The sequence below is a fragment of the Rhizobium sp. CB2179 genome, from assembly GCF_057653455.1.
The window spans coordinates 134,613-159,616 of record NZ_JBYGKR010000005.1; the positions used below are offsets into that span (position 1 = coordinate 134,613).

Sequence of the window (25,004 nt, forward strand, 5' to 3'; positions counted from 1 at the left end):
ACGGCCGCAGCAGACAAGCGGGAGCTGGGGAGCCATCCCAGGCTCAACCAGTCGTTTTCGAGGATGTTGCCCTCGGAAAAGGAGCTCGATATCGGCGTCATGGTCGTCTGTCTTTGCCGAGGGCATCTCGCGAAGCGTGTGATGGTCGACTTTTCAGCAGAGCCATCGCGCGGCTTGCCGGCCTCGAGCAAGGCCTCCTAAACCCCCGTATAAGTCATCCCCTCCCATTTGCCACCCGATCCTAACCTCCGATCAATGGCAGGTCGGGCAGCGTCCTGCTATGGTCAGGTTACATTCTCCCACGCGGCCATTTCGTCAAGCTCACTGGGAGTTCAGCGGGGTACCTGAATCAAGGACATTCCGGACGGCGGGTTCACCGCCGGCGAGCCCACGGGTCGCACCGTTTGCGTCGTTCCTTGCGTTCTTCCGAGGATTGGCACCATGACATATGAACTCGACCGAATCGAAATCGAGCTGGTCCCGTTGACGCTGTTTCCCAGCGCACGAGGGAAAGCTGGGCCCTGGATTCTGGCCTCTCCGCTCCAGATGCCGCCAGATGGTGCATCACGGCCGAATACGGCCTTTGAAGCTCATTTGATGACGTTTTCCACCAAGCCAAGCCAAGCAATCACGCCTCCTTGGGAACAAGCTTTGCTCGCCTGGAGATCTGTCTTTACCCTATATGTTACGGGGACGCGGTTCGATCTTTGGTGCTACTCCCTCGGGCTTGTCCGTCTTGTGGAGGACCTCGAGAATCTTTGCCCTTCAGAGAGTTCCGCGGCCATGCATTGAGCCCAAGCGATCCGCGTCTTGGAAGGGGTTTTTGGGTCCGTACCCGAGGACCATCGAGCTTGGGGCCTAGACCGTTTTGCTGGTGTGGACATGGTGGTACTGTCCGTCGCGTTCAGCTTACTGCCGCAAGATTTCGTGCGATGCGATGCGCTTGTTGCTTTCGCCACTGCTGCCTCCATTGGCCTGAAGACCGCGCCGTGAAGGTGAATTCAACTTCGGCAGCACCTCAGTCGTCTCGCGATGGAGAGGAGAGGCCCGCCGACGGCCTTCACACTTCGCGGAGAGCACTGCCTGCGTGAGCTTCAGCCAGTCGTTGGCCCTATTTTCCAAACATCGCGATTTGGTCGGCATGGGTTGCGCCAGGGGTTTCGTCTCGTTCTAGAGGCAGGGTGAACAGAAACGCCGCCCCACGAGGGCCATTAGCGGTGGCCCACATCCGACCGCCATGAGCCTCGATGATCGAACGGGAGATCGCCAGGCCCATACCCATGCCGCTGGATTTGGTGGTGTAGAAGGCCTCGAAAATGCAGTCCATACTTTGTGGGTCAAGGCCCGGACCCGAGTCGCGCACCCCGACGACCACACCTCCCGAGGCCTCTGTCCCCGTGCTGATCAGCAAATCGCGCTCTTCCTCATTAAGGCCGATCATCGCCTCGATGGCGTTCATGATCAGGTTTAGGATCACCTGTTGCAGCTGGACGCGATCTCCTTCCACGGATGGGAGGCTCGTCGCGAATTGGGTCCGCAGCGTGACGCCTTGTCGGAGCACTTCATTGCCGGTCAAGGCAATCACGTGACGAATGGCCTCGTTGAGGTCGAATTGCCCCTTGCGAGTGGGTTCCTTCTTGACCAAGGCACGGATCCGGCCAATGACATCGCCGGCTCGATTGGCGTTCTCGACAATCCGGTCGAGCGCCTGAGTCACCTCCTCCAGGTTCGGCGGACGGGTAGCGAGCCAGCGCAAGGCCGCCTGGGCGTTGGTGAGCGACGCGGCGAGCGGCTGATTGACTTCATGGGCGATGGAGGCTGTGAGCTGCCCCATCGTGGCGACGCGGTTAACGTGGGCCAGTTGCACCAGCGCTTCGCGCAAGGCCTCCTCGCTCTCCCGTAACGCCTCTTCGGCCTGCCGGCGCTCCGTCAAATCGAGGACGAAAGAGACACCTTCGTTCCTGCTTTCTTCTAAAAGAGCACCGCCCATCAGCACGGGTAGACGGCTGCCGTCTTTCCGAAAGTACTCCTTCTCGAACGGTTGGACCGACCCGATCGTCTTTAACTCCGCGACGTTCCGAGCATCGCGGTCGCGCCATTCGGCCGGCGTCAGGTCCGTCCAGCATAGCCGACCCGAGGCAAGATCCTCTCGGTCGTATCCCACCATGCGGAGGAACGCGTCGTTGGCCTCAAGGATGCGACCTTCGATATCCCAGATGACGATCCCGATGATGTTGGCCTTGACGAGGCGACTGATCTTGGCTTCGCGTTCATCGAGATCGCGGTACAGCCGGGTATTCTCCAGTGAGATCGCTGCCTGAGAGGCGAGCAGCTTCAGCACTACGATCCGGGTCGGCGCGAAGACCCGAGGGGCGAGGTTATTCTCAAGATAGAGTACCCCGGCAAGTTGGCCCTGATTGAGCAACGGAACACAGAGAATGGAACGAGCACGGTGGTGACAAATGTAAGGGTCCGCGGAGAATGGATTCTGAGCCATGGCGTCGTCGAGTACGACGCTTTCGTTTGTGCGCAAGACATAATGAAGGAGCGATTGCGGCAGGGTTGTCCCTGTCACGATCTCGTCACGCATCCGCACCACCACCGTTTCGCCGCCCGTCGTGGCCTCCGCGGTGATCCGTGACTCACCGCCACGCGGCAGGATCAACAAGCCGCGCTCGGCGCCCGCCTGCTCAACGGCTGTGCGCAAGACCGTGTCGATCAGCTTTTGAAGAACAATCTCGCCCGACACGGCTTGCGAGATTTTGATAACGGTCGCGAGATCGAGTTGTTCGACCGGTGCACCAATAGTGCTCGTTGGAGCGGGAGCACGTTCTTCCCCTCTCAGGTCGGGACAGAGTTGGTCGAGTTGCCGCACCTTGCCGTCGGCACCCCAGCGCAGATAGCAGCCACGCGCGTTGCGGAGATAAAGACGAGTGAAGTCCTCGAAGCCTCCTCGCGCATAAAAGCGGCCGGCGAGTTCATATGCGAGGGCTTCATGATGAACGAAGCCGTTTGCGCGCGCCGAGCGGATAGCTTGTTCGTAAAGGCGCGCCGCGTCGATTTCGCGGCCTTCAAGGCGTGCTATCTCGGCGCCGACCAGCCCGGCTCGGTTCTCGAAGTTCTCCGGGCAATTCTTCGCGTAGATTTCAAGCTGTCGGTGGTGGGCGAGCAGCGCCTCCGTATGCCAGGCCCGCTGGTCAGCTGCGGCAGAGTCGCAGCATGCGGCGCGCGCCAAGGCGCCGTAGAAATGATGCTCCGGCGTTTCTTCGAAATGCGACACCGATGTCCATGGCAGTCTCTGTGCCCGCAATGAGGCATCCACGGCCGCCTCATGGTCGCCCGCGAAGAACCGCGCCTGCAGTTTTCTGACGAAGTAGCAGGTTTCCGCAAGATTCGGATTTTCGGAAAACCGGCGTTCGATCTCACCTTCGTCAAATCCGTCGTCGTCAAAGGAGCCGAATTTCCGTGTCAACCCGCGCAGTGTCCGGACGAGTCCGAGCTGCGCGCTGGCGAGGTCTTCAACGAACTGGAACCGCACCTCGCGCGCGAACGCGAGGCCAATCTCTGCTTGCTGTTGCACGTCGATAAGCGGATCGCCAGCCGCCAGCAGGTTCGAGTTCAAACTAACATGGCTGTATCCGGCGAACGTGAGGTCGCCGCTCTGGTTGGCGATGTCAAGCGCGCGCCGCAAGATGTCGCGGCCGGTCCGGACATGTCTCGTCCACGGTATGACGTGAGCCCCGAAGTCTTTGTAAGTCCTGGCCTGAAAGCGGTTCAGGTCGTGCTTTTCGACGAGATGGCAGCCTAGCTGACCGAACCGAAATCCGGCCTCATAGTCGCCGAAGCGCGGCCCGGCAATGTAGCCAAGCGACACATAATGGTAACAGGAGCCGTCGCTGTTACCCCGCTCGAGGCTCAGGTTCACAGCTAGGCAGATTGCCATGCAGGCCAGATTCGCATCCGTATGCCATACCGCCCCAACGAGCCGCGTGAGAATATCCAGGGTCGCGGAGGATGCTGGGTCGCTCATCAACGGAAGATCAATGAGCTCCTCGATGGCGTGGCTCCCGAGCCCCGACCATATCCGGTCATATTCTCGCTGCACCTCCTCGTCGGCCGGATGCGGCGACCAGTCAATGGCGAGATGCTGCCTGAGATAGTCGAGACCGACCGCCGCGGATCGATTGGTCTGACCGAGCGCCGCATAGAGATCGATGCGCAGGCCGGCGACAGCAGCCTGGTCGTCGCAGCAGAGAGCATGATTGGAAAGCTGAGCCAGCCGCTCCTCCGCGTCCGGCAGCGCGCCCAGGTGGAACTCGCATTCGGCTCGGTTCAGCTCAAGCGCGAAGGTCAGATTGGGCCGGCGCTCCCAGGCGTCTTCGGGCAGCAGCTTCGTGCCGGCGACAAAATAGTTGAGCGCAGAGGCGTATGCCGTCGACGCCTCGGCGCGCTTGCCAGCCAGCAGATTGAACTCGGCCAGTTGCTCGCGCTCCTCGGTTGACTTGATCAGTGCGGCTCCCCGATTGAGCTGGCTGACAATCTCGAAAACATAATCGTCGATCAACCCCGGCGCGGTGTTCGCCGCAAGCAGTCTGCCTATGCGTAGGTGCAACTCGCCGCGTCGCTCCTCCGGGATCAGCGAATAGGCGGCCTCCTGAACGCGATCGTGGACGAACCGGTAGGCGTCCGGCAGCCGCTCGAGTAGCTCATGAGCGACGGCGGGCCACAAGGCCCCGGCGACTTGCTCTTCCGGGATCCCGAGGACGAGTGAAAGCATCGTGGTATCAGCGATGTTTCCAAGACAGGCCAACTGCTGCAACGCCTCCCGCGTTTCGAGTGGCTGGCGCGCGAGCTTGCCGACCATAAGGTGCACGACGTTGTCGGTGTATCCCTTGGCGTGAATGCGCTCGAGATCCCAGGACCAGCATGCCGCGTCATGATCGAAGGTGAGCATTCCCTCTTCGGCGAGCGAAAATAGAAACTGACGGACGAAGAACGGATTGCCGCCAGTCTTGTCGTGCATCATTTGCACGAGCGGGTCTGCACGGTCGGGCTGACAGTAGAGCGCATCCGCGATCAAGGACTGGAGACAGCCTTTGGTAAGCGGCGCAAGCGTGATCTCCGCGACCTTGCCGCCGGCGCTTTTGATCGCGTGAAGTTTCCGCATCAGCGGATGGGCGGCGGTTATTTCGTTGTCGCGATAGGCACCAACCAGCATCAGGTATTGTAGATCCGGCCGGGTCAAGAGATCTTCCAGCAGATCGAGCGTCGCTGTGTCAAGCCACTGCAGGTCATCCAGGAACAGTGCCAGCGGATGCTCCGGCTGGGCGAAGACACCAATGAACCGCCGCAGTACGAGCTCAAATCGCCGTTGCGCCTCCGATGGCGGAAGGTCAGCCACCGGCGGCTGGTCGCCGATGATGAGTTTCAGTTCGGGGACGAGATCGACCATCAGCCGTCCGTTCGGTCCCAGAGTCTCTATCAGCGTCTCGCGCCAGGGTGCCAGATCGGCGTCGCTCTTCGCGAGAAGTCCTCGGATAAGGCTTTGGAACGCCTGTGCCAGGGTCGCATACGGAATGTCGCGCTTGTACTGATCGAACTTGCCGGACGCGAACAGGCCGTGCGGCGGCACCAGAACTTTGTGGAGTTCATTGACCACCGCCGACTTGCCGATGCCGGAATAGCCAGAGACCAACACCAACTCCGGCGCCCCGCTCGACACCACGCGTTCGAAGGCGGTGAGCAAGGTCTCGACCTCGTGGTCCCGCCCGTAGAGCTTCTCGGGAATCAGCAGGCGGTCGGGGATATCGCGTTCGCCGAGCGGGAATGCGTCAGTCGGGCACTGCATTTCCCATTGGCTGAGACAGCGGCTCAGATCGTGCTCGACGCCGCCTGCCGTCTGGTATCGTTCCTCGGCCGTCTTAGCGAGCAGCTTCATGACGATGGCCGAGACCGCCGGTGAAACATTCACCACCCTCTCGTTGGGCGGTGTCGGCTGCCGTGCGACATGGCAATGGACCCATTCCATCGGATCGGAGGCGGAAAAGGGCAGGCTCCCGGTAAGCATTTCGTAGAGCGTCACGCCGAGCGCATAAAGGTCGCTGCGGGAATCGATCGAGCGGTTCATGCGCCCGGTCTGTTCGGGGGCCATGTAGGCAAGCGTTCCGGCGACCACTTCGGGCGGCTCGAGGGCCTGCCGCTCGCGGGAGAGGCGCGAGGCGATTCCGAAGCCGGTTAGCCGCACCTCGACGCCCGTGCCCGCTACCAGGATATTGGCGGGTTTGATGTCCTTGTGGACGAGACCGCGTTGGTGGACCTTGCCGAGCGCAGCGGCGATGCCGATCGCGAGGCGCAAGAAAAGCTCCGTTTCCATTGCCGTCCCGAGCAGCCGGGCGAGCGGCTCGCTGCCCGCGTCTTCGAGCACCAGCATGGTCCGGCCGCCTTCGCGCACCAACTCAAGCGGTCGCGCCGCCCATGCACCATCAAGTTCGTCCTTCAATCCATATTCATGGTCGAGGTGGCCTAAGCTTGAAGGTGTCGGGTACTCGAGGGCCGAAAGGACGACCAGCACCGGGTTCAGCTTGCCGTCGGTACCCCGGCGCCATTCCCGGTGGAACACGCGATCACCGTCCTCCCAAAGAACCTCCAAACTCCCATCTCCACCAACGCCGAAGAAAGAACATGTGCCTGCTTGCCGACTTCGTCATCTCGAGTGGCGCATCTGGCACCGCCACTTTCGCTTCGGAGATCCTTCCAGTCAATTTGGCCAGGGTGAGCATATATGACGAACCGCGACCACTCCCCCACCTTCTTATCACATCTCGCCTGATCGTCCCAACAACGAGCGGCCATCGCCGGCCCGTTCGATACGTGGTCCACCTATACGAAGGACCGCCCAGCGGCTGCTGGGCGGCCGGGCGGGTCGTGGACCCGCAGAGCTCCGGATGGAGGGAGCGCCGAAGCTTGGTGGTAGCATCGGGGGGATTCGCCACCTATCTCCCGAGGCAACGAATAGACTCTAGCGATAGACGGGACGATGGGAAATTATACCGTGGTTTCGTCTTTGCGATACTTTGGAATACCCATCGGCGAACTTCTGCCCGGCGGGTCATGTCGGCGAAGTCATCCTGCGCCCCGCTAATGACTGGGGCGATGGTCTGAGGTACTCCAGTGCGGATGAACGTGCCGTCAGTTGCGAACCGTTGCCGGTGTTGGAGTCGAAAGTGTCTTGCCGGGACCGAGGCCAAAAAGAAAGCCTCCCGCGGGGTGGGAGGCCAAGGCGGGCCGATCGGTGGCGATCCGGCCTCTGGGAGGAGGGGAGAAAAGGAACGCTCACCATACGGCAGGGCTCCCGCCGGGGCTATTGGCCACCAGGAAGAATCGATTACCAATGAGGAGGAGATGACCTATACGCGCGGCCAAGACCTTTATATCTGCGTTTGTGGCTTTCCCGGAGCGAGCATCAGCTTATCGGCCATACGCGCAAGTTCCGGCAGGGATCTGGTGCCCATCTTCTGCATGACCTGGCTGCGGTGAACTTTCACGGTAATCTCGCTCACGCCTAGATCGCCGGCAATCTGCTTGTTGGGCCTTCCGGTTACCACCAATGCCATCACCTCGCGCTCCCGCGGGGTCAGGCTATCGAAACGCGCTCGCACCGTCGCCAATGCCTTTTCATTTTCAAGCCAGGCGCGGTCGCGCGCCAGGCCGACGTGAACGGCGTCGAGCAGATCCTGGTCTCGGAACGGTTTCGTCAGGAACTCGACCGCGCCCCCTTTCATCGCCTTGACAGACATGGGAATGTCGCCGTGCCCGGTGATGAAGACGATCGGCAGCTGAATATTTTCCCGCGACAGCTCGAGCTGAAAATCAAGGCCGCTTTGCCCCGGAAGCCGGACATCGAGCACGAGACAGGTTGGTCCGCTGGGTCGCCCAGACCTGAGGAAGTCGCCCACCGAAGCGAGGAGATTGACGGCAAAGCCGACGGAACGCAGCAGACTGCCAAGCGCCTCGCGGATTTCCGGGTCATCATCGATGACAATGATGGTTGCTGGCGCCTCGGTCAATCGTCAGAGCCCTCAAGGTGAATCGACGTCTTGGGATATATACTATCCACCCCCACTGCAGCCGAGGGCGAAGCCCAACCAGCAGAGCGCCAGTCATGCGATGAGAACACTCCTCCTCTCTCCTTCGCTAGTGATGAAACGGAATTTCTTCGTACGCCAGAATGCGCGATAATTACCTCGGCCACAAGACTAGATGCGGGCGGTCCCCAAAAGCGCTGGCGCGTCCTGGACGCCACATGGCTGCGTCCACCGTCAAAAGGGGACGCGTGCTGCAAGTATCGGGCGGCGCGAGGCAAGCAAATCTCAACCACTTGCGATGCTGTGCCGAGTGATACATCGCGACGATCGAAAGAATTCCTTCGCCATCGCAATCAGGACACCGGCACTTTTTGGGCAGATGCCCCGCTCGTTGCCGCAAGTCTTCTCTATACGATCGTATAGCTTGCGCCGCCTTTGTCTCCGTTCAATATTAAATCCATCCAGTCGAGCGCGCCCCGACGCTAATTGGGATGATGCTGATCGGCGAAGTTGGGAGGCGGCCGTGCCAACCAAGAGACCTCTGATTGCGATCGTCGACGACGACGAGTCGATGCGGGAGGCTATCAAGGGGCTCATGAGGTCGATGGGATTTGATGCCGAGACCTTTTCATCCGCGGATGACTTCTTGAGATTCCCTCATATCCGCCGCACGGCCTGCCTCGTGACGGACGTCAATATGCCGGGAATGAGCGGGCTCGATCTGCACCGCCGGCTGGTCGCGCTGGGCAAGAGCATCCCGACTGTTCTGATCACCGCCTTTCCGGAAAAGAATGTGCGCGTGTCTGCGTTGGGCCCGGACATCGTCGGCTGCCTGACAAAACCGTTTGGCGAACAGATTTTGCTTGATTGCATCCGTTCTGCGCTGGCTCTCAATAGCGAGGGCAAGAGCGGTTCGTGAGGTCGCAAAAGCCAATGGAATCTCACATCAAACGGCTTCGACGAACCCCCCGAGCTCTGCGCTTCGATTCGCCGCAGCAGGTCAAGGGACTTGAGCGAGGGGCGGTACCACTGGCAGGCGCGGGAACGCCGGTGATCGGAGCCCGTCCAATCTAGAGCCGCCCACCCGCTGTCGGGCATGCTGGCGGCCGAGAAGATCGCTGCGGTGATTTTATCAGGCCGCATCTGGAATATAGTCTCATGCGACCTGCAACGGGCCGAAGGCGACGGTTTCAGTCGGGGACGGCCTCAAAAGCCTTGACCGAAGAAGGCCGGATGAGGCCTATTTGACCCCAGCACCGCTGCTCAATGCGGCTTACCCAATGGCGGAGTTTGACTAAGTTAGGAAATCCTATTCACTCAGGCCGCGACTCCTTGTTTACGAAGTCGTCAGCAAGGATCCAGCAAGCCACTTTTAACAGAGCCAACACAGAAGGAAACCCGTGGCACTCAAATTGAAAGCCGGAATCATGTTGATTGTGGCAATTGCCGCAGCCTGTCAGGCGCGCGCCGAAGATAGTCTCCTGGTCCATGCTTTGACCTGTGAACTGCCCTCTGGGGAAGTAAAGAACTTGCCGGCAGACCTTGAGGCTTCCGTGCCCGGCTTTGCTGCGCCAAAGAAAGAATTCACCTTGCCTTCCATGGATCTCTACAGCCTGGAAAAGCCAATTTCGGCCTTTGGCTATATGAGTTCAGAGGTCTTGATACAGCCGGGGCGCATATTGCTTGCGATTTCTGGCACCAACTTGGACGCTGTGATCAAATCGCAAGAATTGACGGTAGCCGATATGGATATCTTACCTGCGCTGAAACAGGTCGGCCTAAATACAGCGATCGTTGCGTTTCGGAGCGGCCAGGAAGATTTAGCATCGAAGGTATTATTAGGTTGCGAATATCAGATGCCTGAGGCTGCCTGGCCCATCGGCGGATCGGTCGATGATCTGAAGTTGGCCCAATAACCCTATCGAGCCTGTCAGTCTATGATATGATAAAAGGATTAAAATATCAGGCTTTGATATGTTAATCGGTCATATAAAAGCAGGCTACAGTCTGTCTCAACGAGATCGTCTCCCGCTCCGGCTTCAGGACATGAAACCTGACTCCAAACCCAAGCCTGTCAACAAGATAGCCGATCTTACAAAGGCATCTGGATCGGCATTGCGCGCAAGCCGCAATGGCGCTGCCTGATCCTGCTCACGGGGCTTCGCCGAGATAGTTGGCGAGGGAGTGCCTGGTTCAGAGCACTCGAACCTGTTGGTCGGACGGCCGTCCGAACTTGGTGGATCAATCTCGCCTCAAGCTTGCCAGTTCCGGCGTGACGTTCAATTCGTTTGAGAGCCGGGTTCCTGCCAACGGGCGCCGTAAACCCTGCCACGGGACGAAACGGCCCCAAAGCATCTACGGCGATCGCAACCTTTGGCGACTTGGTAGAGGCGCTCGAGGAGAGCTGGACGCAGTTCGACCGCTTTCAGTTGGGCGTCGAGGGTCACCCGCGTGGGACGCGCTCAACCGAGCAGCTGGTACATCATTATTCGAAATTCTTGGTCCTGTTTCCTGGTTCAGCGCAAAATTACATCCGGCTTGCGACAAGGAGAAATACGATGAACTTCCGAACCATCATCGCAGCCACCTGCACCGCCCTTGCAGTTATTGCTGGCTTGACCGCTCTTTCGAAAGAAGGCCGAGCCGAACCGCTTGTACTCGAGACTGATCTCAACACGAGTATCCTTCAAGCAGAGATACCGGACACTGAATTGACTCGCGACGCAACGCGCCTGGTTCGGAAGGCGGAGGGCGACTTTCTGTTTGAGCACTCTGTTCGCGTCTATCTCTGGGCTTCCCTGGCGGGCCGGCGCAAAGGCCTCCCCTTCGATCCAGGGCTACTGTATGTGGCAGCCTTGTTTCATGACTTTGGTCTGACAGGCAGGTACGGCCAGAGCCATCTGCGTTTCGAGGTGGACGGCGCAAACGCCGCACGTGACTTCTTGAACAGCCACCGCGTGTCTGAAGCTTCAAGCGAGAATATCTGGCTTGCGATTGCGCTGCACACGACGAATGGAATTTCCGCCAATCTTTCCCCGATCGCGGCTCTGGTTGCCGAAGGCGCCAATATCTTGTCGGGGCAGGCTACGATAATTTCACGAGTGCCGAGCGCAATGCTGTCGAGGCGGCTCATCCACACCCACCCCAGTTTGCGGATGGCTTCATGCAAATCCTCTACAAGAGTCTTGAGCATCGTCCATACACCACAAGGCACCGGGCTTGCCGACGTCATGGCTTATAAAGACCCTGCCTTTCGCCGCAGGGACTTCAGCATCTGATGCGCAATTCGAAATGGGCCGTTAGCGACTAAGTGGACAGGCAAAAAAAACGTGCTTCCAGGAGCAGCAAACTCAAGGAGTTCATCATGACACCCGACACCACTAATCCATATCCAGAACAACAGGAGGCATCCATGATGGCGTGGCGCGTCCATGACTTCGGCTCGCCCGAGGCAATGAAATTCGAGCCTGTCCCGAAGCCGGCACCTGGCCCAGGCGAAGTTCTGATCAGGGTCAGGGCCGCTGGAGTGGGTCCATGGGATGGATGGATCAGGGCAGGCAAGAGCGCCTTGCCTCAGCCCCTGCCGCTGACGCTCGGCTCCGATCTATCCGGAGACGTCGTCTCGATCGGCGCCGATGTGGCCGATCTTGCGGTTGGGGACCCTGTCTATGGCGTAACCAATCCGAGGTTCATCGGAGCATATGCGCAGTATGCGGTGGCGTCGGCGGAGATGATTGCTCGCAAGCCTGCAACGATCAGCTACGCAGATGCTGCCTCCGTACCGGTGATCGCGGTCACGGCCTGGCATGGCCTGTTTGATCAAGCGCAACTCGTCTCCGGGCAAAAGGTGCTCATTCATGGCGCCGCCGGAAATGTCGGCGCCTACGCCGTGCAGCTGGCTAGGCGTGCGGGTATCGAGATCATCGCCACTGCTGCCAGGAGAGACTTCGCCTACCTCCGTGAACTGGGCGCGGATACTTTGGTCGACTATCACAGCGAGCGCTTTGAAGACGTTGCCCGGGATGTGGACGCTGTCCTTGATCTCGTCGGCGCCGAAACGCAAAGGCGTTCGTTTCAGATCCTGAGGCGCGGCGGAAAACTGATTTCGGCTGTCTCACCTCCCGATCAGGATCTTGCCAGGCAGCATGGGGTTGAAGCGGCGTTTTTTCTTGTCAGCGTCGGAACCGAGTACCTGACGAAGATCGCCGAGCTGATCGACAATGGCGATTTGAAGACGCGGGTGGGTGTGATCCTCCCGCTTGAGGAAGCGTACGTGGCCCATCTGATGCTTGAGGGCGTGCGCATTGCGCCAGGGGGGAAGATTGTTCTCTCAGTTTAAGCTAACTGCCCGGTAAGGTATCAGGGAGCTTGTTCAGGATGGAGCGGGCAAGCGTGACTGACCTATCACCTCGAGCAGCCGATCACACGATCGGGTAAGGTTCTTCATCGGCGTCGTCGCGACGCCGAGAAGGAGCCCGGATGCCGCGTCGTCGGACGACACGTACCAGGCCGACAGCGGCGATGGCGACATTCCAAAGCTGAAAGCTGCGCGAGCAGCTGCCACGTCTGATACATTCTCGGGCAATCTCAGTAAGACGGCCAAACCGGTCGCCTTGGCCCTATCCACACCAACACGCGACCGCAGGTAATCCAACAGCGCCTCTTGTCTGGCTGCGTAGGCGCGCTTGGTTCGGCGCAGATGGCGGATATAGTGACCCTCCTGCATGAACTCTGCGGTGGCGACCTGTATTGCAGGTCCAGGGGCCGGCGCCAGACAGGCTGCCATCTCAGAGAACCGGCCGACGAGATCGGCCGGCGCGACAACGAAACCAAGCCGTATTGCCGGGCTGATCGTCTTGCTGAACGAGCCGATGTGGATGACGCGCCCGCCCCGGTCGAGTGATGCCAGCGCCGGCGCGGCGCGTCCCGTCAACTGAAGCTCGCTCAGATAGTCGTCTTCGATGACCCATGCGCCAGCGTTGCTGGCCCATTCGAGGAGACCAAGACGTCGGTCAAGCGACAACGTCGGCCCGAGAGGGGCCTGCTGCCCTGGAGTCACGACGGCAATCTTGGCGTCGGGATGCTGACGCAATCCGAAATCAATATCGATGCCATCCACATCGACGGGAATTGGTGCGAGCGAAAGGCCGGAAAGCTCAAGGCCTTTTCTTGACCAAGGGAATCCCGGATTTTCGACCCAGGCGGCATGGCCAGCCAGAGCCAGGACGCTGAGCGCTAAGCCTAGGCCCGCGCCGAATCCACCGGTGATGATCACCTGCGAAGGCGAGCAGTTGATCCCTCGGGCGACGGCGAGGTAGGAGGCAATCTCGCGCCTGAGCTCGAACTCGCCGCGCGGATCGGGATAAAGCGGCAACGCACCTGCCTTTGTGCGGGCAGCCTTCGCGTGGATGCGTGAGAACAACGTCGCTGGGAAGGTGTCGGTTGCTGGGACGCCCATCTGGAAGAATGCCGGTCCCTTCGTCATCTCCAGATAGGTCTCCAGAAACGAGCCTGCCTGTGGCAGAGGGTCGCCTTTTTTGATCGCGTGAGGGCGCTGCGCAACCCGGGTACCTGAGGCTCGGGACGCTTCGATCAATTGTGCGGCGGCTAGTTTTGCGTATGCAGTTCGAACTGTTCCCCGCGCGACACCAAGCTGGGCAGAAAGATCCTGCCATGACGGGAGTCGTGCGCCGGGCACCAACACCCCGCTTTCAATTGCCAAGACGATCCCTTTGCGGATCTGCTCCGATAGGGACGTTTTGGCTGACCGATCGACATTGAAGTTCAGTGGCTTGTTCATGAGCCATGGTACAGGATTTTGCTTCGTTCTTGGTACTTTATTCTGACCTTCCGACTGGCCATCTTTCCAGTGTCAGAAGGAGAAAACCATGAAAATCCGCATTACCTCCCCGCAATCTGCGTCGCACTCGCCTTTAGTCTCGGCGGGCAGGCCGTTGCCCATGACGGCCAAGCCGAAACGGTCATACCCAAATTCGATCAGGCGATTGCTAATATCCCCGGTAAGTCGCTTCGTGTCGTAGAGGTTGATTATGCACCGAGCGCAGCATCGCCGGCACATAGCCACGCCAGGTCCGCCTTCATCTACGCCTATGTGCTCGCAGGCGCGATTGAATCAAAGGTGAACGACGGCCAAATCAGGATATACAAGGTTGGCGACAGCTGGTTTGAACCACCTGGCGCGATCCATTCGGTGAGCCGTAACGCGAGCAAGACAAAACCCGCAAGGTTGCTCGCAGTCTTCGTTGTCGATGCTGACGAGACCACTCTTACCACCCCGATCAAATGAATGGGATCCGGACGCTAACCAATGACAAGCCGGTGGGACGACAGCCATCTCGCTCACAACCGCACCGACCCGCTCGGCGGGATACCCCATGTCATGCAGAGCGGCTCAGCCGGCCGGTTGTCTAGTTTATCGACCGGCCTCGCAGCGAAGGAGATATAGATATGAATACAGACGAGCTTTCCACCTTAGGAATTCCTGACAGCAAACTGACCCGCGATGTGACGCAGTTTATTCGCGACACGGAGAGCGATCTGCTTTTCCATCATTCTGCGCGCGTCTTCTGTTGGGGTGCCATGACAGGAAACCGCAAAGGCATGATCTTCGATCCCGAGTTGCTCTACACGGCTGCGATGTTCCACGACATTGGCTTAACGGCGCACTACGAGAAAAGCCAGCTACGCTTTGAGGTCGATGGGGCCAACGCCGCGCGCGAATTCCTCAAGAGTTACGGCGTCACCAACAACGACCTGCAAATCGTCTGGAACGCAGTCGCTCTCCACACGACGCCCGGCATACCGGAATTCATGGATCCTGAGATCGCGCTGCTCCAGAGCGGGGCCGGCATGGATGTGGCCGGCCGCGGCTACGATCGGTTCACAGATGAAGAACGGCAGGCTGTTGTCAAAGCTTTTCCGCGTGAAAACCACTTCAAGGAAGGGATCATTGACGCGTTCTATCATGGCATGAAACACCGCCCCCACACCACCTTCGGAACCTTCAATGATGATGTCCTGACGTTCAAGGACCCGAAGTTTCAACGGATCGATATGTGCAGCGTCATCTTAGGTTCAAGGTGGCCGGGTTGAACTGGGTCACCGGCAGGGTGCAGTGCCTTGATGACTTCGTGTCTCGGAAAAAGCACCTCTAGCTCGCCTCGCTCACGAATTCGCGCGGGGAGCTCTTCGACAATCGGATGTCGGCTGTCGAGAGCTCGACAGATTTGCACGACGGAAGTGAGAACGAGGGTCAGGGCGCAACTCGATTTGTTGTGTGGCCGACTTTTCATCTGCCCCTCATGGGCGCATGGGCGGAACCGCCCTTTATGAACTTCCGGCGGTCGGGTTACAGCCATCCAGCTTTTCTGAAGCGGGAGTAGAGGATACCACAGACGACGACGATGACGGTCAGGACGACGTAGTAGCCGTACTCTGTCCCTAGTTCCGGCATGTGCTCGAAGTTCATGCCGTATATGCCCGCGATCGCAGTCGGCACGGCGAGAATCGCGGCCCATGCGGCGAGCTGCCTCGTAATGGTCCCCTGCCGCTGCTGCTCCAGAAGGTTGGATGCCTCGAAGACCGATGTGATGATGTCCCGCAGGCCGCCCACGACGCTCTCCACGCGCCGGACGTGATCATGGACGTCGCGGAAGAACGGCTTTGAGTTCTCGTCGACGCAGGGCAGGTCCAGGTGGGTCAGCTTTCCGACGACTTCCGACATCGGCCCCAGCACGCGCTGGAACTTGATGACCTGACGTCTCATTCTGAAAATGCGCCTGATCTGCTCGCGTTCCAGGAAAGAGATCAGGACGTGCTTCTCGAGCTCGAGGACCCTGTCTTCCATGGTTTCCACCATCGGAAGATAGCCGTCGACAACGAAGTCTATAATGCCATGGAGAACATAGTCCGGGCCGTGCTCGAGGAGCTGCGGCGAATGCTCAAGCTGTTCCCGCAGGCCCTTATGCGACTTCGCGGATCCATGCCTCACCGAAATCAGGTGAAGCTTGCCCACGAAGATGCATGTCTCGCCATAGGCTATCTTGTCGCCTTCCAAATGCGCCGTCTTGATGACCACGAAGAGTTGGTCGCCGTAGACGTCGATCTTCGGCACCTGCTGCCCGTTCAGGGCGTCTTCCACTGCCAGCGGATGCAGCCCGAACATCATCTTTAGACTGTCCATTTCGTCGGAAGTGGGTTCTGCGAGCCCTATCCAGACAAACTCGCCGTCTCGGGTTGCGAAGGACTGGGATTGAAGCGCTACCTCCTCGGCGCGCTTGCCGTTTCGGTAGATGTACGATGCGATGACTGTCATAGGATACTCGGAAGTTGGGGTAGCAGCGTGGCTATTCGCCGGTTCATCAACGCGGAGAGTCGTGGAAGGTTCGCTCCCGGCGCTACAGCCAGTGTAGATCAGATGCTGAACTGTTCGCCGATTTCCACGACCCTGTTTGCGGGAAGCTTGAAGTAGGTCGATGGGTCGACGCCTAGCCCCGACTGCGCGATATGGAGGTCATCCTACCACCGCGTAACGCCGAGGTCGGGTTGCCGATCAGCGTGCGTCGACCGCGATAAAACGATGTCGCGGAGGCGATCATGGTGTCGCCAATGAACAGCGCCGAACCTGTTAACCCTGCGAAGAGCGTCGCCGCACCAATGCCGGTGACGCGACGAGGCGCGATACCTGCTCGAACAGGCGCAACTTGCTTAGAGAAAGACATCCGTGGTTAGGTCTGAACAACCCGTCATGCGCTTGCACAGCGCCGCCGCTGCGTTTGCGAGGAGGGAACGCTGGCCGATTGGGTCCCAATGCTGTTGATGTTTCGAGAAACCGAAATATAACAGCAACGGCCTCCCTTCCCAGACGATGCCCGCCATCGGTCCCATTTGCGTAACACAATCCTAGCGAAAGACGAATATGACAAAACGGAAAAGGACCTCGATCGTCAGTACCGGGATTGGTGGACTTGACGAAATCCTACGCGGTGGCCTGCCGGCATCCAATCTTTACATGCTGCAGGGCGCGCCGGGATCGGGCAAGACAACGGCCGCGCTACAATTCCTGCGAGCCGGCGTCGAGGCGGGCGAAAGCTGCATTTACGTGACGCTTTCGCAGACAGCTGCGGAACTCGAAGCCATTGCCGTGTCGCACGGCTGGACGCTCGACGGGATCCGCGTCGAAGAGCTGTCCACATCCGGCGCGGTCAACGAGGCCGACGACCAGAGCATATTCTTGACCACTGATCTCCGGTTGGACGAGACCAGAAAAGCCATCGAAGCCGCGATCGAGAAACATAAGCCCCGCCGCCTCGTCTACGACTCCCTACTTGAGATCCGCTTGATCACCGGTGACTCGCCGCGTTTCCGTCGCGAGTTGATCGGCTTCAAGTCCTTCCTGGCGAAACAGGACGTCGTGGCGCTGTTGCTGGACACGCAGACAGCCGGCAACGACCGCAGCGGTGAGGAGGTGGAGGGGCTGGCGCACGGTGTCATTCGCTTCGACAAATCACTGGAAGAATACGGCGGCGTACGCCGCCGCATCGAGGTCTCGAAGATGCGTAGCGTGCCTGTGGCTGACGGCTATCACGATATGGCGATACGTGAAGGCGAAGGCGTCGTCGTCTTCCCTCGTATCACGCCGAGCACAGCGCCAGAGATCGCCAAGCCACAGCTGATCAAGTCTGGCGTGGCCGAACTCGACGAGATGTTCGGTGGTGGTCAGGAGGCCGGAACAACCACACTGGTAATCGGGCAGTCCGGCACCGGCAAATCAACGATGTCATCTCTTTATGCGACGGCGGCGCTGGAACGAGGCGAGAATGTCGCGCTGTTTCTCTTCGAGGAGCGCTTGGAGACGTTCTTCCGCCGCTCCGAAGGCTTGGGCATGGAACTGCGGCAATTCCACAAGGATGGTAAGCTGGTCCTGCGGGATTTTAACCCGAACGAGATTTCGCCCGGTGAATTCGGGCAGATCGTTCAGGAGGCGGTTACCCAAAACAGGTCGCGAGTGGTGGTGATCGACAGTTTGACCGGTTACCTCAACTCTCTGCCGCATCGAGAGAAAGCCGTTCGCGACATCCAATCGCTCCTGAAATACCTCGCCCGGTCCGGTGTCCTGACCATGCTCATCGTCGCGCAGCACGGCCTGCTTGGTCAAAATGTTGGGATCGACGTCGATGTCAGCTTTCTTGGCGACACCGTCCTCCTGCTTCGGATCGTTGAGCACGAAGGCCGCCTCCGCCGAAACATCACGGTGGTCAAGAAGCGTCATGGACCGCACGATCTCAACGTCCGCGAGCTGCTGATCGAAAGCGGCAGCGTAAGTGTCGTGGCCTACAATCCCTTGCCTGATCCGAAATGAACATCGTTACGCCCGAAAGCGAACTGGACTGGGTTCTCGTCCTCGCTCCTTTTCGCAAGGACGCGGAGTATATAGCGGCGTCTCTTCGTGAGCAGGCGGTCGAGGTCAAAGCAGTCAAGGCGGACGAAGATCTGGTCCAGCATCTTGCCTTGTCACCCGGGATCATCGTTATCACCCACGAGGCACTCAGTTCCGAGGTCGTAGGCAAAATCGCAGAACATCTCGCCGAGCAGGCTGGCTGGTCTGAAGTTCCAATCGTCGTTTTGTTGGAGCGTTCTGCGCCAGTCGCGAGAATACGCACCCGATTGCAGGCTTCCTGGCCAGATGCTCGCCTTCTGTTCCATACCCGCCCGATCGCACCGTTGGAATTCGTGAACGCCATCCAGTCGAATATGCTGGTGCGACTGCGCCAGCGCCAGGTTCGCGATTCCATCGAACGGGAGCGAGAGCTGCGTCTGGAGCTTAATCATCGGGTAAAGAACATCCTGGCGAGTGTCAGCTCGATCTTCCGGATGACCAGGCGCGGCGCGGCATCTGTCGATGACTTGGCCGACGATTTTACAAGCCGCCTTCAGGCGCTTTCCAACGTCCATACTGCTGTCTTCGAAGCCGGCGGGGAGGAGGTCTCGCTGTGCGACGTCGTGGGCCTGACGGTTTCTCCGTACAACAGTGATGGCATGAGCCGCATCAACGTCAGCGGCCCTGAGATCACGGTCGGCCGCGAGGCCGGAACCACGATAGCGCTGTGTTTGCACGAACTCATAACGAATGCGATCAAATACGGCGCATTGTCAGAGCCCGATGGAACGGTCGAAATCGTCTGGACGATCGCGGAAGCGGGCGGCCCCAAATTAAGCTTGAAATGGATTGAAACGGGCGGTCCGCCGGTGCGTGAACCGACGCGGCAAGGCTACGGCACGAGATATGTTCGCTCAGCGTTCGCGTCCTTGTTCGGATCGCTTCCCGACATCTCCTTTGCCCCAGACGGCTTTCGGTGCAGCGTGAGTGGTCCGTTATCGCGCGTCACGCCGCAAAACCACAATACGGCAGATTAGCATTTGTTCAGGCAGCACTTTTCCTGCGCCGCGATTTAACCAGAGTGGTTCACCGAGCGCGAGGCCTTGCCGGGATCCCGCCGCGGTTCCATTGCCCACATCCCAGTCGAAGCCCGCGGGCCCCAGGCTGCCAATCGACCACTGTCACAACAAATCCATCAGAATCCTATCACCGTACCCCTTTGCGGCGCGTGGCGTGGTCGGACCATCCGACACCCTCTCGCATGAACTCTTCCGAGGCTTTTGCGTTGTGGTAGTTCTGCCCGCAATTCAGGTCAGCCACGAGGCACGATGGAATCCCCAATCAATTTTCCCGCCGAACGCCTTCAACAAATCCTCAACAGCGCCATCGATACCGGGATCATAACCCTCGACGCTGAAGGCAATATCACCAGCTGGAGCAAAGGTGCCGAGAGGCTGCTTGGGTGGTCGCAGGAGGAGATGCTCGGAAAGACGCTGATCGAAATCTTCCTAGATGACGAGGGCGCCCCCGATTTGCTGGCAGCTGAGCTGGAAGATGCTCGACTGAACGGCAAAGGAGGAGGCGAAGGCTGGCGGATGCGCAAGGACGAGGGACGGATATGGGCGGTGGGAGAGACAACGCCGCTCTTCGATGACGGGCGCGAGCTGGTTGGGTTCGTGAAAATCCTCAGGGATCGTACCGAGCAGCGACAAATCGAGATCGCCCTTCGGGAGCGCACCCGAGCTTTGGAGATCCTCAATCGCGCGGGCGCCAGCCTTGCACGCGAGAACGATCTGGAGAAGGTCGTTCAGTTGGTGACCGACGCAGGCGTCGAGCTGACCGGTGCGCAGTTCGGCGCGTTCTTTTACAATGTCATCAACAAGGCCGGCGAGAGCTACATGCTCTACACACTCTCAGGTGTGGCCCGGGACGCGTTTTCGAAGTTTCCCATGCCGCGCAACACCGAAGTCTTTGCGCCGACGTTCCTCGGCCAAGGCATTTTGCGCTCTGACGACATCACGAAGGATAGCCGCTACGGAAAAAACCCACCACGCCACGGTATGCCGGAAGGCCATCTCCCGGTCCGAAGTTACCTTGCAGTTCCTGTTATTTCCCGAACAGGAGAGGTTATCGGCGGACTCTTCTTCGGCCACGAGAATGTGGGTGTATTCGATGAGGAATCTGAAAAGGGCTTGGCGGGTCTTGCTGGCGAGGCAGCAGTCGCCATCGACAATGCGCGGCTATTCGACGCCGCTCAGCGCGAGCTGCTTGAGCGGCGGCGCGCCGAGGAGGCTCTAAGGGAGCTCAATGCCAATCTCGAAGATCTTGTCAGGCAAAAAAGGGATGAGCTTACACGCAACGCCGATGCTCTTCGACAAGCACAAAAGATGGAAGCGGTCGGGCAGCTGACGGGTGGTGTCGCCCATGACTTCAACAACCTCTTGCAGATTATTGTCGGCAACCTGGACACGCTGATGCGAACTTTGCCGCCTGAAGCTGGCCGCCTGCGTAGAGCGGCCTCACAGGCGATGAATGGTGCGCGGCGCGCCGCGGCGCTGACCCAGAGACTTCTGGCTTTCGCTCGCCGACAGGCGCTTGACCCGAAGCCCGTTGACGCGAATGCGCTCATACGAGGCATGTCGGAGCTGCTGCACCGTACGATTGGCGAGATCTACCAGATCGAAGTAGTGCTAGCTGGTGGCCTCTGGAGGACAGAAGCGGATCCGAATGAGCTTGAAAGCGCCTTGCTCAACCTGGTGATCAACGCACGCGACGCGATGCCCGGTGGTGGGAAACTGACGGTCGAGACTTTCAACGCTCATCTCGACGAGGCGTATGCCGCAATGCACGCCGAAGTCATTCCCGGCCAGTATGCCGCAATCAGTGTTTCCGATACTGGAACGGGTATGGAGGCCGAAACCCTTTCTCGCGTTTTTGAGCCGTTCTTCACAACCAAGGATCAAGGTAAAGGCACAGGCCTCGGGCTCAGCCAGGTCTACGGTTTTGTCAAACAGTCAAAGGGTCATGTGAAGATTTACTCAGAGGTCGGAGAAGGCACGACTGTCAAAATCTATCTCCCCAGGCTGTTGGCCGAAGGCGCGGAGGAAGAGGTGGCCGAGCGCGCGCCGATCCCTGAGGCAGCAGACGGCGAATTTATCCTCGTCGTCGAGGATGATCCGGATGTGCGGGCATATTCGGTGGAGTCGCTGCGAGAGCTGGGCTACCAAATATTGGAAGCGAAGGATGGCCCTACTGCCCTCCAACTACTGGCGGCCCACGGACCGGTTAATCTGATCTTCACCGATGTTGTCCTTCCCGGGGGGATGAGCGGAGCGGACGTCGTCGCTAGGGCAAGAGAAATGTATCCAGAAATGAAAGCGCTGTTCACCACCGGCTATTCGCGCAATGCTATCGTGCATCATGGCCGCCTGGATAAGGGCGTAAACCTTCTGACAAAGCCGTTCTCGTTCGAAGACCTGGCGGTACGAATAAGGGACGTTCTTGACCTCTGAAATAAAGTTTCAGTATGGATCCCCAGGGCGGCGAGGTGGTGGCTGAAAAGTCTCGGAAACTGCCCCATATTTGGTCCCCGCTTCTGGCGCGGCAACCGGCGGCCTTTGTGTTTTCCGGAGGCCTAGTCAGGCTTCGATCAGCCAATGGCCTTGATGCTGGTAGTCTTCTAGGGTTCCATCGACTGAGACGTCATATGACCAGCAGCGCGCCACGCAGCCCTTAAGCGGTGTTGGACATTGTATTTTAAATTGGCGCCTTTAGATTTTAAATTAGACGGAATGTGAATTAAGAATGGCCGGATGAAGACCGATCCTACCATGGGTTTCTCCTGTCTGCGTTGATCGTTTGACCGGTAAAACGGCTTCCAAACGCCAGGGATTGATCTGCTGGTCACTCACCGATGGCGGCGCGAACCAGACCGGCCGGGAAGGGTCCCCGTGTGAGGCAATTTGATTGAGCCCGGGTGACCTTTAACCCACACGGAGGCCCAACATGCTCCGGCTCGGCCGCTCGAGGGAAATCAATGAAGCGAAGAGACGGAACCTGAAGGTCAAAACGAAGTTCGGCACCGAAATTCTCCAAAAGGAGCCAATGATGGTACCGAACGCATCCCTTGTTTCGCGCCTCGCCGTTGCAGGCGCGTTCATCTCGCTCGCACAACCTGCAAGCGCTCAAACCTCTGACAAGCTGACGAACAAAGCCAAGGAACTGGTTGCCTCGATTACCGGCCAGACCGACGAGCGCCTGCAGAAGGTCGCAACCTTCGACCATCAACCAACCGGCGTTACCGTGTCCGAAGATGGTCGAATTTTTGTGAACTTTCCACGCTGGTCGGAAGATGTGCCCGTGTCCGTCGCCGAGGTCATGACCGACGGTTCAATCAAACCCTATCCCAACAATGAGTGGAACGCTTGGCGCAATGCCAAGATGTCGGAGATCTCGCCGAAAGATCACTTCGTCACGGTACAGAGTGTCGTTGCGGATCAGAAGAGCTCCCTCTGGGTCGTCGACCCAGCTGCACCCAACAGCGAAAAGACAGTCAAGGACGGGCCGAAACTGGTCCAGGTCGACCTCAAAACCAATGCCGTCAAGAAGGTCTATCCCTTTTCGCCAGACGTCGCTGGACCCGCAAGCTATCTCAACGACGTGCGAATCGCCCCCGACCGCGCCTTTGCCTATTTCACGGACTCTGGCATTCCGGGCGGCCTGGTCGTGCTGGATCTTCGCTCGGGCAGGGCTTGGCGGGTGTTGAGCGGTGATCCATCAACGCAGGCCGAAAAGGATGTTATCGTCGAAACCGACGGCAAACCATTACGCCGTCCGGACGGCCGCCAGCCGCAGTTCAACGCCGACAGTATTGCGCTTACGCCTGACGGCAAGACCCTCTATTGGAAGGCATTGACCGGCAAGACCATGTATCGGCTGCCGACCGATGCCTTGCAGAAGGCGGAAACGGATCCCAATGCGGTTCGGCCCGAGAAGGTCGCCGAGACCGAGCCGACGGATGGCCTTTGGATCGACCAGCAGAACCGCATCTACCTCAGCACGATGGCGAACAATGGCATCAAAATCCTTGGCGCTGATGGAACGGTGACGCCAGTGCTCGAAGACAGCCGATTACGCTGGCCGGACACATTCGCCCAAGGACCCGATGGCACAATGTACGTGACCGCATCGCATATTCAGGACTCGCCTTGGTTCAATCAGGCTTGGACCGACAAAAACTTTACTCTCTTCAGATTCGCTCCGCCGAATTGAAAGGCACGTACCTGCTCACGCAAAACACGTTACCGCTTCAACGTGATCCACACTTAAAATAACCGCGCAAATTTGCCGGCTTTAGCGCAAGCGGAAAGTGGCCCAATCTTGCTGAAATCCAACAGAAGCTGACCAGAGCGGGTCGGGACGCCTGTGACGACGTCGCGACGTCAAGAGGTTCTGGCGCTGAAAGCGAGGGAAATTTGTTCATGTTGCAGGAAACTCTCGTGAAACGCGTTTCCGCAGGCGTGCTCGACGTTGGCTATTACGAGACAGGGCCTGCGGATGGCATGCCGACCATTCTTCTTCATGGCTTTCCATACGATGCTCATGCCTATGACGAGGTGGTGACTAATCTTGCCGGCGCTGGCCACCGCTGCATCGTGCCATTTTTGCGTGGCTACGGTCCAACCCGGTTCTTATCGTCGGAAACGCGGCGCTCAGGCGAGCAGGCGGCACTAGGCGCGGATTTGCTGGCGTTGTTGGACAGCCTCGGTATCGAAAGAGCTATCCTCGGAGGCTATGACTGGGGTGGTAGAGCCGGCTGCATCGTCGCTGCGCTATGGCCTGAAAGAGTAGTCGGCCTTGTGAGCGCCGGTACGGGCTACAACATCCAGGACATCGCTGGCGCCGCCGAGCCGGGACCGCCTGATCAGGAGGCACGTGACTGGTATCAATACTACTTTCACACAGAGCGTGGCCGCAAAGGCCTGGACGAGAACCGGGGCGAGATCAGTCGTTTTCTATGGAAGACCTGGTCACCATCCTGGTCCTTCGATGACGCCACATTCAAGAGAAGCGCGGCCGCTTTCGACAATCCTGACTTCATCGATGTCGTAATCCATTCCTATCGGCATCGTTATGGCGTCATTGGAGGCGATCCAGCTTATGCAGAAATCGAAGAGAGATTGGCACGCAAACCCGATATTGCCGCTCCGACCATCGTAATTTTGGGCGCGGACGATGGCGTCGACCCTCCTCAATCGAATGACGAGGAGGCCAGAAAGTTCATCGGGTTCTACCACCGTCGCATACTGCAGGGTGTCGGGCACAACGTGCCGCAGGAAGCGCCGACCAGTTTCGCGGATGCTATCCGGGAACTGCGCGAGCGGGATTGAGCGGCGTTTGGCCTTGCGATGTGATTGCTCGACCAAGCTTCTACCTCACCAAACGATTTGGCACACTCGGCCGGCCTTATCAATGCAGCTGTGCGATGAGGCGGTTACACGACCGCCTGTCCAAAAGCGATC

The 25,004-nt window shown here is 58.9% G+C and carries 14 protein-coding genes and 1 pseudogene; 11 read left to right on the forward strand and 4 right to left on the reverse strand.

Annotated elements, in window-relative coordinates; genetic code table 11:
- Positions 1 to 1,111: 1,111 nt before the first annotated feature.
- Positions 1,112 to 6,649 carry an ATP-binding sensor histidine kinase gene (locus AC244Q_RS34290; protein WP_128407012.1) on the reverse strand — a complete coding sequence of 1,846 codons (5,538 nt, stop codon included), beginning with the start codon at positions 6,647 to 6,649 and terminating at the stop codon, positions 1,112 to 1,114.
- 778 nt (positions 6,650 to 7,427) lie between these two features.
- Positions 7,428 to 8,066 carry a response regulator transcription factor gene (locus AC244Q_RS34295; RefSeq protein WP_003555145.1) on the reverse strand — a complete coding sequence of 213 codons (639 nt, stop codon included), beginning with the start codon at positions 8,064 to 8,066 and terminating at the stop codon, positions 7,428 to 7,430.
- 541 nt (positions 8,067 to 8,607) lie between these two features.
- Between AC244Q_RS34295 and AC244Q_RS34300 the strand changes: the two genes are divergently transcribed.
- The 4 genes and pseudogenes from AC244Q_RS34300 to AC244Q_RS34315 all read left to right on the forward strand — a co-directional run bounded on the left by AC244Q_RS34300 (position 8,608) and on the right by AC244Q_RS34315 (position 12,423).
- A complete protein-coding gene (locus AC244Q_RS34300) occupies positions 8,608 to 9,003 on the forward strand; it encodes a response regulator transcription factor (RefSeq protein WP_012760425.1) in 396 nt (131 codons plus the stop codon).
- Positions 9,004 to 9,484: 481 nt separating this feature from the next.
- The gene (locus tag AC244Q_RS34305) at positions 9,485 to 10,000 is read left to right on the forward strand and encodes a hypothetical protein (RefSeq protein ID WP_012760424.1); all 516 of its coding nucleotides are present in this window, start codon (positions 9,485 to 9,487) and stop codon (positions 9,998 to 10,000) included.
- Positions 10,001 to 10,765: 765 nt separating this feature from the next.
- Positions 10,766 to 11,394, forward strand: a pseudogene (locus tag AC244Q_RS34310) (HD domain-containing protein).
- A 102-nt stretch (positions 11,395 to 11,496) separates the two neighbouring features.
- Positions 11,497 to 12,423: an NADP-dependent oxidoreductase gene (locus tag AC244Q_RS34315; protein ID WP_128407021.1), complete on the forward strand. Its 927-nt coding sequence runs from the start codon at positions 11,497 to 11,499 to the stop codon at positions 12,421 to 12,423.
- Positions 12,424 to 12,456: 33 nt separating this feature from the next.
- Here the strand turns inward: AC244Q_RS34315 and pdxR are convergent, their stop codons facing one another.
- Positions 12,457 to 13,884 carry a MocR-like pyridoxine biosynthesis transcription factor PdxR gene (pdxR, locus tag AC244Q_RS34320; protein WP_128407014.1) on the reverse strand — a complete coding sequence of 476 codons (1,428 nt, stop codon included), beginning with the start codon at positions 13,882 to 13,884 and terminating at the stop codon, positions 12,457 to 12,459.
- Positions 13,885 to 13,953: 69 nt separating this feature from the next.
- Between pdxR and AC244Q_RS34325 the strand changes: the two genes are divergently transcribed.
- Both AC244Q_RS34325 and AC244Q_RS34330 read left to right on the forward strand, forming a co-directional pair.
- Positions 13,954 to 14,391 (forward strand): cupin domain-containing protein, encoded by a 438-nt coding sequence (locus AC244Q_RS34325; RefSeq protein WP_206641094.1) that lies wholly within the window; start codon positions 13,954 to 13,956, stop codon positions 14,389 to 14,391.
- 161 nt (positions 14,392 to 14,552) lie between these two features.
- Positions 14,553 to 15,197 (forward strand): HD domain-containing protein, encoded by a 645-nt coding sequence (locus tag AC244Q_RS34330; protein ID WP_128407015.1) that lies wholly within the window; start codon positions 14,553 to 14,555, stop codon positions 15,195 to 15,197.
- A 256-nt stretch (positions 15,198 to 15,453) separates the two neighbouring features.
- Here the strand turns inward: AC244Q_RS34330 and AC244Q_RS34335 are convergent, their stop codons facing one another.
- Positions 15,454 to 16,419 (reverse strand): magnesium and cobalt transport protein CorA, encoded by a 966-nt coding sequence (locus tag AC244Q_RS34335; protein WP_128407016.1) that lies wholly within the window; start codon positions 16,417 to 16,419, stop codon positions 15,454 to 15,456.
- Positions 16,420 to 17,022: 603 nt separating this feature from the next.
- On the opposite strand from AC244Q_RS34335, the gene AC244Q_RS34340 reads away from it, so the two are divergent.
- The 5 genes from AC244Q_RS34340 to AC244Q_RS34360 all read left to right on the forward strand — a co-directional run bounded on the left by AC244Q_RS34340 (position 17,023) and on the right by AC244Q_RS34360 (position 24,872).
- Complete coding sequence (locus tag AC244Q_RS34340) at positions 17,023 to 18,465, forward strand: DUF7125 family protein (protein ID WP_003555124.1); 1,443 nt, start codon at positions 17,023 to 17,025, stop codon at positions 18,463 to 18,465.
- Positions 18,462 to 19,520 (forward strand): sensor histidine kinase, encoded by a 1,059-nt coding sequence (locus AC244Q_RS34345; protein ID WP_012760419.1) that lies wholly within the window; start codon positions 18,462 to 18,464, stop codon positions 19,518 to 19,520. Before AC244Q_RS34340 ends, AC244Q_RS34345 begins: the two co-directional genes overlap by 4 nt.
- A 291-nt stretch (positions 19,521 to 19,811) precedes the next feature.
- A complete protein-coding gene (locus AC244Q_RS34350) occupies positions 19,812 to 21,995 on the forward strand; it encodes an ATP-binding protein (protein WP_012760418.1) in 2,184 nt (727 codons plus the stop codon).
- A 592-nt stretch (positions 21,996 to 22,587) separates the two neighbouring features.
- The gene (locus tag AC244Q_RS34355) at positions 22,588 to 23,754 is read left to right on the forward strand and encodes an SMP-30/gluconolactonase/LRE family protein (RefSeq protein ID WP_487764172.1); all 1,167 of its coding nucleotides are present in this window, start codon (positions 22,588 to 22,590) and stop codon (positions 23,752 to 23,754) included.
- Between the two features lie 209 nt (positions 23,755 to 23,963).
- Positions 23,964 to 24,872 carry an alpha/beta fold hydrolase gene (locus tag AC244Q_RS34360; protein ID WP_003555118.1) on the forward strand — a complete coding sequence of 303 codons (909 nt, stop codon included), beginning with the start codon at positions 23,964 to 23,966 and terminating at the stop codon, positions 24,870 to 24,872.
- Positions 24,873 to 25,004 lie beyond the last annotated feature (132 nt).